The organism is Deinococcus sp. Arct2-2, assembly GCF_004801315.1.
In the GTDB taxonomy this organism is placed as follows: Bacteria; Deinococcota; Deinococci; order Deinococcales; family Deinococcaceae; genus Deinococcus.
This window is the reverse complement of the sequence record NZ_SSNW01000008.1, coordinates 62,809-75,329: the sequence shown is the minus strand read 5'-3', so window position 1 is coordinate 75,329 and position 12,521 is coordinate 62,809. Positions and strand designations below refer to the sequence as shown.

General features: G+C 61.8%; 9 protein-coding genes. 1 reads left to right on the top strand and 8 read right to left on the bottom strand.

Annotated features, from left to right (window positions below):
• Positions 1–96: 96 nt before the first annotated feature.
• From E7T06_RS05700 to E7T06_RS05665, 8 genes are all read right to left on the bottom strand, one after another.
• Entirely contained in the window at positions 97–1,158 is a 1,062-nt protein-coding gene (locus E7T06_RS05700) for an ABC transporter ATP-binding protein (protein WP_240740868.1), read from the bottom strand.
• A complete protein-coding gene (locus E7T06_RS05695) occupies positions 1,127–3,088 on the bottom strand; it encodes a dipeptide/oligopeptide/nickel ABC transporter permease/ATP-binding protein (RefSeq protein ID WP_136364863.1) in 1,962 nt (653 codons plus the stop codon). The genes E7T06_RS05700 and E7T06_RS05695 overlap by 32 nt, the downstream gene beginning before the upstream one ends.
• The gene (locus E7T06_RS05690; RefSeq protein ID WP_136364862.1) at positions 3,085–4,071 is read right to left on the bottom strand and encodes an ABC transporter permease; all 987 of its coding nucleotides are present in this window, start codon (positions 4,069–4,071) and stop codon (positions 3,085–3,087) included. The genes E7T06_RS05695 and E7T06_RS05690 overlap by 4 nt, the downstream gene beginning before the upstream one ends.
• A gap of 219 nt (positions 4,072–4,290) precedes the next feature.
• On the bottom strand, positions 4,291–5,940 hold the full coding sequence (locus tag E7T06_RS05685; RefSeq protein WP_136364861.1) for an ABC transporter substrate-binding protein: 1,650 nt from the start codon (positions 5,938–5,940) through the stop codon (positions 4,291–4,293).
• Positions 5,941–6,003: 63 nt separating this feature from the next.
• Positions 6,004–7,026 carry a LacI family DNA-binding transcriptional regulator gene (locus E7T06_RS05680; RefSeq protein ID WP_168733390.1) on the bottom strand — a complete coding sequence of 341 codons (1,023 nt, stop codon included), beginning with the start codon at positions 7,024–7,026 and terminating at the stop codon, positions 6,004–6,006.
• Between the two features lie 372 nt (positions 7,027–7,398).
• A complete protein-coding gene (locus tag E7T06_RS05675) occupies positions 7,399–9,267 on the bottom strand; it encodes a glycoside hydrolase family 3 N-terminal domain-containing protein (RefSeq protein WP_136364859.1) in 1,869 nt (622 codons plus the stop codon).
• A gap of 279 nt (positions 9,268–9,546) precedes the next feature.
• On the bottom strand, positions 9,547–10,593 hold the full coding sequence (locus tag E7T06_RS05670) for a transposase (protein ID WP_168733389.1): 1,047 nt from the start codon (positions 10,591–10,593) through the stop codon (positions 9,547–9,549).
• 243 nt (positions 10,594–10,836) lie between these two features.
• Positions 10,837–11,736 (bottom strand): SDR family oxidoreductase, encoded by a 900-nt coding sequence (locus E7T06_RS05665; RefSeq protein ID WP_136364857.1) that lies wholly within the window; start codon positions 11,734–11,736, stop codon positions 10,837–10,839.
• A gap of 146 nt (positions 11,737–11,882) precedes the next feature.
• Here E7T06_RS05665 and E7T06_RS05660 point away from each other — a divergent pair, with 146 nt between their 5' ends.
• A complete protein-coding gene (locus tag E7T06_RS05660) occupies positions 11,883–12,449 on the top strand; it encodes a TetR/AcrR family transcriptional regulator (RefSeq protein ID WP_136364856.1) in 567 nt (188 codons plus the stop codon).
• Positions 12,450–12,521 lie beyond the last annotated feature (72 nt).

Below are 12,521 nucleotides of genomic sequence, written 5' to 3'. Positions count from 1 at the left end.
GGTCGAAGGGACTAAGCAAGGGGAGCAGTTTTTCTTTGATCTTTTCCAGCCCCTCTTAAGGGGGGCCGTTGCGCTAGCAGCCGGGAGGTTGTTCTTCTACAACGCATACCCCGCCACCGCGCCCGCCCGCTGCGCTTTGATGGCCGGGTCGTGCAGCAAGCACCGCGCCTGATGCTCCTCGCCCACGTCGTACAGCTTGGGCAGGCCGTTTTTGCATTCCGGCATGGCATACGGACAACGCGGCTCAAAGGGGCAACCGGGTGGCAAGGTACTCAGGTCGGGCACTTCGCCCCGCGCTTCGATGTGATCGGGGGTGAGGCCCGCGTCGGGTTTGGGGGCGGCACTTTTCAGCAGTTGGGTGTACGGGTGCTGTGGCTGGTCGATGACCTGCACGGCGGGGCCGATTTCCACCAGCGTTCCGGCGTACAGCACAGCCACGCGGTCACTCATGTAGCGTGCTCCGGCCAAATCGTGCGTAATAAACAGCATGCTCAGGCCTTCCTGATCTTTCAAATCCAGCATCAGGTTCATGACGTCCAGCCGAATAGAGACGTCAAGGGCGCTGGTCGGTTCGTCGGCCAAAATTAATTCAGGCTGCGCGGCGAGGGCGCGGGCGATGCCCACCCGTTGCCGCTGCCCGCCCGACAGTTCGAAGGGGCGTTTGGCGGCGTAGGTCAGGGCCGGAGTCAGGCCCACCCTTTCCAGCAGGGCCGTGACCTGTGGGTCGGTATTGCCGCGTGCCAGCCGGTGAATCTTCAGGGGCCGCGCCAACGTATAGCGCACCGGATGCAGCGGATTCAGGCTGGCATACGGGTCTTGAAAAATCATCTGGACGCGCCGCCGAAGCTGCCTGAGCCCTTGCCCGCCCAACTTGTGCGGCACCACTTCCCCATTCAGTCGGATTTCGCCGGATGTGGGCTGATGAAGTCGGGCAATCAGGCGGGCGATGGTGCTTTTGCCGCTGCCCGATTCGCCCACCAAGCCCAGCACTTCGCCGCGCCGGATACTGAAACTCACGTCGTTGACGGCCACCACGCCGCCCGATTTGCCGCGCCCCCCAAAGACTTTGCGGAGATTGACGATGTCCAGCGTGTTTGGTCCGCTTGCTGGCGCGGACGCTGGAAAGTTAGTGGAGAGCGGGGTTTGGGACTGGCTCAAGGCGCACCTCCTGCGAAACGAGTGGCTGTGCAATAACCGAATTCGGCGCGTGACTGAGCGCGAGTTCTTTGGTGGCGGGCGAAACTGCCGGATCGTAAAGGAAGCAGGCCACCGTATGCGCCTCAGCAATGCGGAAGGTTTCCAGCGGTTTCACGTCACAGATGCCGGGCATTCTCACGGCGCAGCGTTCAAAAAACGGACATCCCGGCAGCGTTTCGCTGAGCGAGGGTGGGCGGCCCGGAATGCCGCTGCGCCGCTCGCGGGGGCCAGTCATCGGCGGAAACGCCTTCATCAGTTGCTGGGTGTAGGGGTGAGCGGGATGGGCGTACAGTTCGTGTGCCGGGGCCTGTTCCACCAGTTCTCCGGCATACATGATCGCCACGCGGTCACTCATTTCCACTAGCAAGGAGAGGTCGTGCGTAATGAACACGATGCTGATCTTGAGGCGGCGGCGCACCTCCGCGATTTCTTGCAGGATTTGACGCTGCACCACCACGTCCAGCGCCGTGGTCGGCTCGTCCATCACGATCAATTTGGGTTCCAGCGCCAGCGCAATCGCAATGACCACGCGCTGCTTCATGCCGCCCGACAGTTGGTGCGGGTAGCTGTCCAAGTACCTTGTTTGGATGCCCACCATCGAGAACAATTCGCGGGCGCGGGCATCCAACTTGGCGGGATCGGTGATGCCGTGCGCCTGCATCGCGTCGTACACCTGTTCCCGAATTTTTAGCACCGGGTTCAGCACATTCATAGACGCCTGAAACACCACGCTGAATTCCTTCCAGCGCACTTGCCGCAGGGCTTCGGGGGCCAGCGCCAACAGGTCTTGTCCGGCCAGCGTGACCGAGCCGCCCAGTACCTCGCCGGGGGGGTTCAGCAGGCGCGTGGCGGCAAAGGCCAGCGTGCTTTTGCCGCAGCCCGATTCGCCCGCCAGCCCCACAAATTCACCGGGGGCCACGTCCAAACTGACCTTCCGCACGGCCCGCACCGTGCCTTGCGGCGTCACGTAACCCACGTCCAGATCACGCACAGCCAGCAGCGCGTTCGGGTTGGGCGCGGGTGCAGGAGGCAGTGTGCGGCGGAAAGACTTGACGCTGCCCCAGCCGAGGCGCGGGTTCCCGAGTTGATCTATGGCGAAGTTGAGGAGGGCGAACGACGTGCCCAACAGCGCAATCCCCAGCCCCGGCATGGCCACCCACCACCACGCACCCTGAAGGAGTGCGCCTTTGGCCTGCGCCCAGTACAGCATGGTGCCCCAAGTGACCAGCGACACGTCGCCCACGCCGATAAACGACAGGCCCGCTTCGCTGAGCACCGCATACAGAGCCGCGCCGAAAAAATTGGCGGCAATGAGGCTGGTCATGTTGGGCAGGATTTCCATGAAAATAATGCGGCCCGGCCCCTCGCCCGACGCCACCGCCGCCTGCACGAAGTCGCGCTCGCGCAGGGCCATCGCCTGTGCCCGCAGCACCCGTGCGCCCCACGCCCACCCAGTCAGGCTGATGACCAAAATGACCGGCCACACGCCGCCGCCGCGCAGGAAGGCCGCCGCGATAATCACGAGTGGCAGCCCCGGCAACACCAAAAACACGTTGATCAGGGCGTTGATGGCTTCATCGACCCAGCCCCCCACATACGCGGCGGTGAGGCCCAGCGCGACGCTGAGAAGGGTGGCGATCAGTCCGGCCACCGCGCCCACCAAGAGGGTCAGGCGTGCGCCGTACAGCAACTGAGAAAAAATATCTTGCCCGATGGCAGTGGTGCCCAACGGGTGCTGGGCCGAAAAAGGCATGTAGGCGCTGAATTCCAGCGAGGTGGGATTGTACGGCGTGAGAACCGGGGCGAGGAGGCCCATCAGCAGCAAGACCAAGAGGATACCCGCGCCCACCAGACTGCGCGGCTGCCGCAGCAAGATTCGCAGCCCGTTCATGCCCGGCCCTCACGGATGCGCGGATCCAGGATGACATTCAGGAGGTCTACGGCAAAATTGGCCGCCAGCACGGTCAGCGCGATGATGAAAAACAGCGCCTGCATCAGCGGATAATCCAGCCCCACCACCGCCTGATACAGGTAAAAGCCCAGCCCCGGATAACTGAATACGATTTCGGTCAGGATGCTGCCGCCCACCACAAAACCCAGCGCCATGCCAAACGAAGTGAAGCTGGGCAGCAGGGCATTTCTCAGCACGTAGCGCGACAAGATTCGGCGCTCTGGCAGGCCTTTGGCGCGGGCAAACGCCAGGTAATCCTCGCTGGTCACGCTGACCACGTTGTTTCTCATGGTCAGCAGCCACCCGCCTACTGAGGTAATGAGGATGGTAAACACCGGAAGCATGGAATGGCGCAGCAGCGACGACCACCAGCCCGAGCTGAAGGCTGGCCCCGGAAACGGGTCGAGTGCGCCGCCCAGCGGAAACCAGCGCAACTTGAAGGCAAACATGTAGAGCATCAGCAGCGCGAACCAAAAGTACGGCATGGAATTCAGAAAGAGGGCAATGGGGGTTAGCGCGTCGGCCACTGGATGCCCGCGCCGCCAGCCGCTATACACACCCAGCGCACTGCCGATAAGGAACGACAAAACGGTGGTAATGCCCACCAAGCCCAGCGTATAGGGCAGTGCCTGCCCGATCACGTCGGATACAGGCGTGGGAAACAGGCTGATAGAGCGCCCGAAATCGCCGCGCAGGATTTGGCCCAAATAGGTGAAATACTGCGCCACCGGGCTGCCGAGGTCGTTCAGGCCATACGCGATTTTCAGGGCGTCTACAGCGCTCGGATCAAGGCGGCCCTGATATTTGGCGAGCATCACGCTGACCGGATCGCCGGGCACAAGGCGCGGCAACACAAAATTCAGGGTGGCGGCCATCCACAGCGTAAACACCAGAATGACCAGTTTTCTAAGCAGATACGGCACGTTCACCGCCTTTGTGAAACTGGAAGAGGGGGAAGGGGTGAAGAGCAATCGCTTTGCTCACTCACCCCCACTTGCTTTGCAACGGCCCCCTCAAGAGGGGCTGGAAAGGCAAAAGTAAAGTTGCAGCTCTGGGTTGTTCACTCCTCCCCCTTGACTTGCCAAGCTCCGCAGGACAGGGGGTGAGTGAGCATCCGCGATTGACCTACGCCGTCAACCCTCCTACTTCGGTTTCACATTCAGGTACATCAGGCGTGCGCCGGGTTGGTCGTCGGGCGAGGCGTCGTTGTAGGGGTTGGCGGCGCTGGGAAAGCCCGTGAAGCGGCTGGTGTTGTACAGGGAAAACTGCGTGCGGTCCGTCAATGGGACCCACGGCATATCCTTCAGCACCGTGCTGACGATGGTGGTCATGGCCTTTTTCTGGGCGGCCTTATCGCTGGTCATGCTGAAGTCTTTAAGGGCTTTGGTGATGGCCGGATTGGTGTAGCGTGACAAGTTGCTGGGAGCAGTTTTGCCCACTGCGGCGCTAAATTCTGGGTTGAACGCCGCGTTGAAGGTGTAGTACGGGCTCGAGCCGTTGCCCCAGCCCCAGCTGATGCCCATGTCGTAACTGCCGCTTTGCAGGCCGCCCGAATAGCTGCCCCACGCCTGCTGATCGATGCTGGTATTGATGCCCACTTTTTTCAGGTTGTCGCCCACGACCTGCGCCATCGTAATGAAGTCTGTCCAGCCCGCGCCGACGAGGATTTTGTAGGTGGGCAGCGCCTTGCCGTCTTTGCCGAGGCGCACGCCCTGAGCGTTCTTTTTGTATCCGGCGGCAGTCAGCGCGGCGTCGGCAGCGGCGGCATTGAAGGCGGGCATACTCGTTTTGGCGCTGGCGGGCAGCCATTCGGCCTGCTGGGTGGGGAAAATAGAGCTGGGGCTGGCCGCAGGCACCGCGCCCGCGTAAGCTTTGAGGGCCACATCCTTGGTATTGATGGCCTGCGCGACGGCCTTGCGGAAGCCTGCATCGTTAAACGGGGCCTTGACCGTGTTGAAATACAAGAAATTGATGTTGTTGGTGGGCCACCAATAGGTGTTGTTGGGCCCCTTGGAAGCGTAGTTTTTGGGGTCGGAAATGCCGATGTAGCCGTAGTCCACGTCGCCGCTGAGCAGCTTCAGGAGGCCCGCGTCGTTGCTGCTGGTGGACACCCACACCACCGCGTCCACATACGGCTGATTGGGCATCCAGTAGTTGGTGTTTTTCAGCACCCGGATGGCCTGCTGGCTGGCGCTCTCGAAGACGAACGGCCCCGTTGCGACGGGCTTGGTATTGGTAAAGGTGGCCGGGTCTTTCACGTCTTTCCAGAGGTGTTGCGGCACCATCGGCGTATTGGCGAGGTACTGGAACACGGGCGTGTTGGGGGCGCTGAAACTGAAGACGAGCGTGGTGGCATTGCTGGCCTTCACTGCTGTCAGGCCGCTTTTCCAGATGCCGGACGTATCGAGCGCCGGATACTGCTTGAGGTAATTGAAGGTAAACGCGGCGTCGTTGGCGCTGAAGGCTTGCCCGTCCGTCCATTTGACGCCGCTACGGGTGGTCACGGTCAGGGTCTTGCTGTCTTTGCTCCACGCATATTTGGTGCCCAGCACAGGCGTCACCTTGCCGTTCAGCGAGTTGACGTAGAACAGGGTTTCGTAGATGGCCGAGTTGGTGGGCAACAGGTGCTGATCGCCGGGCGTAAACGGGTTGAGGTTGGCTGCGCCCCACTGCGTCGCCCGCACCACCGTGAAGGTGGATTTGGGATTTTGGGCCAGGGCCGCGCCCACCAGCAGCGCACTCAGGGTCAGGGTGAAGGTAGCGGCCAACTTGGTGCGGTGGGTGCTGTTCATGGGTCTTCCTCCAAAAATGAGAGTGCGGGCGGTGGGTGAGCGGTCAGAAGGGGACAGATTCAGTTAGTCCGGCGGGCCAGTGGATTCGCGGCGCACCAGTGTGGGAGCAAAGATTTGGGGTGGGCGGGGACGGCCCGACAGCAGGCTCAGCACCAGTTCGGCGGCGGCGTGGCCCATCAGGTCGGCGGGCTGACGAATGCTGGTCAGGCGCGGATACAGCAGAGAGGCGATCACGGCGTCGTCGAAGCCCACCACCGCCACGTCGGCGGGCACGCGCAGATCGCGCAGATGCAGCGCCCGCAACACACCCGCCGCCATCAGGTCGCCCGCTGCAAAAATGCCGTCTAGGGGGGCACTCTGACCCTCTTCCAACAGCACGCCCGCCGCCATCAACCCAGACGCTTCCGAGTAGTCGCCCACACAGCGGCGGTAGCTGAGGCCCACCCCTGCCAGTTCTGCGGCAAAACCGCTCTCCCGGTCGGCACTTTCCCGGCCTTCCGCGCCCACGTAGGCCAGTTGCCGCCGCCCACAGCGCAGCAGTTCCCGGGCCGCCAGCCTGCCGCCTTCCTCGTTGTCCAGTTCGACGCGGTGCGGCAGATTGGGCAATTCGGGCGCAACCTGCACCCAATTCACGCCGCGCACAGTGGGCAAACTCAGGCCCGCCTGAGAATTGATGACGATGCCGCCGTCAACCGCGTGCCTGAGCAAATTGTGTGCTGCACGGGTTTCGGTGGCCGCGTCGTCGTGGCTGGACGCCAGCAGGGCGCTCATGCCGTGTGCGCTCAGCACGTCTTCTACGGCCCGGATCATTACGCCGTACAGCGGAAAAGACAGGTTTGGCACCAGCAGCCCGATGAGGGAACTGCGGCCCTGTACCAAATTGCGTCCCAGAGGGCTAGGAGAATAGTTGAGAGTGGCCGCCAACTCCATCACCCGTTGGCGCGTTTCCGGGTTTACCGACTCGGCGTTGTTGAAGACCCGCGACACGGTAGCGGTAGACACCCCCGCTTGCCGCGCCACCTCACGGATGCCCGCGCCCCGTGGAGCAGCGGTGGTTGAAACAGCGGTGATCCCTCCTTCGCTCACGGCTTCTCCCATGTCATCCCGATCAGAAAGTCATGCCACAAGGCCTACAGATCCATGCCACACCAGCTTGATTTGCCTTGCCTCCAAGAAACAGAGTGCTGTTTATCGAAGTCCCCAAGAATCAAGAAGAATCGGCGTGGTTGCCGACAGAGCCGAACGCTAAGGCTTCCGTATCGGAAGAAAGAGCGCCGCTGAAAACGTTACATTGAGGACACCTTAAATTAGTTCTTGGGGCGGGAAATGTCAAGCGATGGATTCGGCGATGGTGGGCGGCACGTATCGGAGAAGGGCGTCTGAGGGTCTAAGGAAGGTCACAGGCCTTCCTCACCGTTGCTGTTTCCTACCCGCCTGAATATTTATGCCCATTCCCGCTCAGGAATTCAAGCCAGCGCCCATGCGGAATAAGGCAGACCCGTCTTCGCGGCGGGGCAGGTCTTCGGCACTCTGCGGCCAATCGAACGACAGGCGTCCTGTAAATGGCACGTCGCCGCACAGCACATCGGCCACGCCTTCCCCCTCTGTCCCCGGTAGCCACGCGGCCACAAAAGCGTCCCAATGGGGTAATTCATCTGTAATCAGCAGGGGGCGGCCCGACAGCAGCACTACCACCAAGCGCTGACACCGCGCCCGTACTCGCCTCAGCAGGGCCACTTGATCGGCGCTGAGATGCAGGTTGGCGCGGTCGCCCATACCCTCGGCGTAGGGTTCTTCGGCCAGCACGACAAGGCCCACCTCATACTCAGTGTCTACAGGCAACTGCCCGTCTGCGCTGTACTGCACCTGTTCGGCCCCCAGCGTGTGCCTCAGCCCTTGCAAGATGCTGGTTCCGGGCGTCGTCGGCCCGCGCCCGCCCATCCAAGACACCGTCCAGCCGCCGCACTGCACGCCCACATCGTCGGCATCCGGCCCCGCCACCAACAGGGGTGAAGTGTTGCGGCGCAGGGGCAGCGCGTCCCCTTCATTTTTCAGCAACACCAGAGACTTCGCGGCGGCTTCGCGGGCCAGCGTCCGGTGTGCAGAGCAGCCCACCAGCTCCAACAGGGCCGGATCAGTGCGCGGGTTCTCGAAAAGATTCAACGCGACTTTGGCGGTCAGAATCCGGCGTACGGCATCATCAATTCGTGCTGGGAAGACCTCTCCGCCCTGTACGGCGCGGCGCAGACTGCCAATAAACCGCTCTGCGTCGAAGGGAACCATCACCATGTCGATTCCGGCATTGATGGACGCCACCACGCAGCGGTCATAGTCGCCGGGGTAAATCTGGTCGATACCTTCCCAGTCGCTCACCACAAAGCCCTCGAAGCCCAATTCGTCCTTCAGAACGTCGGTCAACAAATACTGATGCGCGTGCATCTTCAGGCCTTGCCAACTGCTGTAAGAGGCCATCACATTCAGCGCCCCGGCCTCCAAAGCGGCCCGGTACGGAGCCAAATGCACCGCCCGCAGCGTGGCTTCATCTATCTCGGCATCGCCCTGATCGATTTGCCACGCGCCCAGTTTCAGCAACTCCACAAAACTCTGATCCATGTGGGCTATGGCGAGGGTCTGATCGGTGGTCTGGGCAGCATTCTGCGCCTCCGCCAACGCCTGACGGTTCACCCGCTTGGAACTGCCCCACGTCGCGGCGGCGTCGGCCACGTAATGCTTTACCGAGGGCAACACGGCAGTTGGACTGTTCCAACCATCACCCTTAAGCCCGTCAATCAGGGCCACCGCCAATTCGGACACCAGCGCCGAATCTTGGCTGTAGCCCTCATAGCTGCGGCCCCAGCGCACATCTTGCGGAATGCTGACGGCGGGGGCAAACGTCCAGCGCACGCCTGTTGCCACCACTTCCAGTGCCGTCGCCCGCCCGATTCGCCGCACCAAATCGGCATCCCGCGCCGCACCGAGGCCGATATTGTGCGGGAAGATGGTTGCCCCAACGACATTGTTATGCCCGTGCACGGCGTCCACACCGTACAGCAGCGGAATACCGAGGCGGGAAGCCAGCGCCCCTTCCTGAAACGCCGTGACCATCCCGCGCCACTCGGCGGGCGTGTTGGGGTCAGGGTTGCCGCCGCCGCCGCTGAGCACCGAACCGAGGCCCAGCCGCGTCACGTCGGCGGGCGTCACGCTGTTTTTTTCGGGTTGGGTCATCTGCCCAATTTTTTCGTCGAGCGTCATCTTGGAGAGAAGCTGCTCCACGAAGTGCTGCTGAGCCGAATTCAGGGGGGGCGAAGTCACGGGGGATAGGGGCATGAGTAGGACACTCCTTAAGGCACAAGGCAAAAGTCATTTGACGGTGGACAACCTTCCGTGTGACTGTAAGCCTTGCGCGGGGAAGTCATAGACTCGAACCAACTCTGTACTCGGTACAGTCAGAGAGCAAAAGGACGCGCCGGGTTGCCTGTCCCCTGCCCCGTTGGTGTAACACCGCCTGCTGAGTGGGGTAGTTACTGGGTTTGAAATGGTGTTGGTGAACGAGTAGATCGTTTCCATGAATGTAGCAAGAGTTTCCACGGTTATCCCAATCGCGTGTCACGCGGCGTGGCGTTGTTGTGCCACAGGCTGCACCTCGGTCAGGACGTACCATTCCGTGTGTTGTGCCGCTCGGCGCTGAGCCGCTCGCCACGCCAATTGCGGCTGCTCCTGACGGACGAGCAGCACCGCATGGAGCGCCTCGACCACGCACCAAGCCCAGTTGTCTTGGGCCTGAATGGTTCGACAGCGGCAGCGTCCTAGCCCGAGATTCTGCTTCATCAACCGGTGAATCACTTCGATGCCCCAGCGGGCCTTCCAAGCCCGCAGCAGCGCTCGGACGGTCACGGCAGGGTCAAACGTGCTGAACAGAAAAAAGCAGCTCCATTCGCCGTGAACCTTGCGCCAAATGATGAGCACATCGAACGCCCCGACGTCACGCGACACGGGAAGCCGACGGACACGCCATCCCACCTCGGCATAGAGATGGCACCGTTCAGGGGGAAAGCGCTGTGCCAGAGCGTTGAGGGTGAGACACTCACCCTCAACTTCAACACTCATATTCCGCTTGGCACGCACCAGGACGGGAATCTGGGTGTCGTGACTGAAGGTCACGACCTCATCACGTCCGAACTCTCCATCCAGCAGCACCCCCGCGATGGACACCCCGGCCTCCCGGCACTGGGTGACGGTGTGAATCATCTCTTGGGTCGCGGTGCGGTACGGATACGCGGCGGTCTCCAACAGGCGAGAGACTGTGAACCGCTCCAACAGTGGCGTCGGATCGGCCCCGAACTTCACCAGGGCCGCTGAGGTGAACTGATGCCCTAATTGAGTCCGCGCCTGACCGCTGTAGTGAAAGTTCAGACCCTCCATCTCCAGCCCCGCGTGCGGCACCATCACAAAGTCAATGGCCAAGAATGCGCCCTGTGGCGCATTCTTGGCGCGACGCTGCAAATCCTGATTCGTCGTGAACGAGTGCTGTGCCAGGGACTGGCACAGGGTGCTTTTCCGGACGGTGCTGTAGGGGGCGATGCCACTCACACTGGTGGCACGGTTCAACAACGCGGTGACGATGCTGAGCGGTAGGCTGGACGAGCGAGGCATAGACACTTCGCATGAAGGCCCACGAGACCGGGGAATTTCAATCCCCACCTCAAGGGCCTTCGTTGCTGTCGCCATAAATCCCTGCGTGGAAACTCTTGATGTAGACAAGCAACAGCCAAAAGACAGAACAGAAGGCCACCGAAAATTAAGTATCACGGTGGCCCCACTCTCTGAGAGCTATTTCCGTCCTGCAAGGTAAGAACGGAGCAGGTTCAAAACTCAGTGTGATTCAAGCTCAGCAGCTTACACAGACGCAGCCGCAAAGTAGTGCCCCTGCTGCAAATCGTCAAGAAGTCCTACGTGCGTCGGGTGCCAGTTCAACAACTCTTGGGTGAGGGTGCTGGAAGCAGGAATATCGGCGGCGAGGAAGCGGCCCAGCCAACCGAAATGCTCGGCTGCTGCGTCGGCCGAGACAGAGACGACGGGCAAATTCAACGTGTTGCCGATAACTTCTGCGATAGCCCGAATCGGCACGCCTTCATCGGCGACTGCGTGCAGCACCGATCCGGCGGGGGCGTGTTCCAGCGCGAGTCGGAACAGCTGGGCGGCGTCGAGGCGGTGAACGGCGGGCCAACGGTTGCTGCCGTCTCCGATAAACCCAGACACCCCTTTCTGGCGGGCAATGCTGATCAGAACGGCCATAAAGCCCGAATCGCCTTCGCCGTGAACGGTAGGCGAAAGCCGCATCACCGACGAGCGCACGGCCCGCTCCGCCAAAGCCAGAGTCGCCTGTGCAGAGGCAACTCGGGGATTGGTGGCTCCATCGGGCAAGTCTTGTTCGGTGGCTGCGCGCCCGCTGACCAGCCCCAGCATTCCGGAAGCGATCACCAACGGACGGTCTGAGCCTGCGAGAGCGCTGCCTAAAGCTTCGATGGCCTGCCGGTCGGTGTGGGCCGCCGCTTCGTACTGTGAAAAGTCGTGGTTATAGGCCAAGTGAATCACGCCGTCAGACGCCTGCGCCCCCGCCTGCAAGCTGCCGAGGTCATCCAATGTTCCGCGTTGAACCTCTGCCCCAGCCGCGATCAGGGCCGCTGCCGAGGCGTCCGAGCGGGCCAAACCAGTGACCTGATGCCCTGCGGCGAGCAGTTCGGGGACGACGGCAGAGCCGATGAAACCAGATGCACCAGTCACAAATACACGCATAGTTGCTCCTCTCAGTCCTGACCACTCTTTCTGTACGCTTCGGCGTGTTCGCTCAAGCGCCAAAAAATTAATGTCAGCCACTGACATGACGTTAGCACTTGATGTCAGCCACTGACAACCAGCTGGCCGGGACGTACAATCGGAACATGGGCCGATGGAAAAACGATGCGCGTGGGCGGCTGGAGCAAGCGGCGCTGGCGCTCTATCAGGAACGGGGCTTCGAGCAAACGCCGGTGGCCGACATTGCGGCCCGCGCTGGCCTCACCGAGCGAACCTATTTCCGGCATTTTGCCGACAAGCGCGAGGTGCTGTTTGGAGGGTCTAAGGAGTTGCAAGAGCGGTTGGTACGGGGCGTGGCAGAGGCAGCGCCGCACCTCTCGCCACTAGAGGTTGTGACTGCCGCCCTAGAAACCATACAATTCTTCGTGCCAGAGCGCCGCGAACACGCCCGGCAGCGCCAACGCCTGCTGGAGACGAACCCCGAACTTCAGGAGCGCGAGTTGATGAAACTGGCAGCCTTGTCTGGGGCCGCAGCAGAGGCGCTACGGAGCCGGGGCGTGGCTGAGCCTGCTGCGTCGTTGGCCGCCGACGCAGGCATGGCCGTCTTCCGGGCCGCCTTCGGGCACTGGATTGACGACAATGATGTGCAAGAGTTTGGACACCATGTCCAGCAGGCGCTGGAAGAACTGAGAGCGGTACTGCTTCGTCCCTGATGCTAAGAAATGAGTGCAATAGCGCAACTCACGGTTTTTGGTCGGAATAGATGTGCCTCCTCCTGTGCCAAG

Bases quoted from the DNA above. Each gene is read 5' to 3' on its own strand.
- E7T06_RS05695 (WP_136364863.1), bottom strand. From the start codon at position 3,088: ATGAACGGGCTGCGAATCTTGCTGCGGCAGCCGCGCAGTCTGGTGGGC.
- E7T06_RS05685 (WP_136364861.1), bottom strand. From the start codon at position 5,940: ATGAACAGCACCCACCGCACCAAGTTGGCCGCTACCTTCACCCTGACC.
- E7T06_RS05675 (WP_136364859.1), bottom strand. From the start codon at position 9,267: ATGCCCCTATCCCCCGTGACTTCGCCCCCCCTGAATTCGGCTCAGCAG.
- E7T06_RS05670 (WP_168733389.1), bottom strand. From the start codon at position 10,593: ATGCCTCGCTCGTCCAGCCTACCGCTCAGCATCGTCACCGCGTTGTTG.
- E7T06_RS05665 (WP_136364857.1), bottom strand. From the start codon at position 11,736: ATGCGTGTATTTGTGACTGGTGCATCTGGTTTCATCGGCTCTGCCGTC.
- E7T06_RS05660 (WP_136364856.1), top strand. From the start codon at position 11,883: ATGGGCCGATGGAAAAACGATGCGCGTGGGCGGCTGGAGCAAGCGGCG.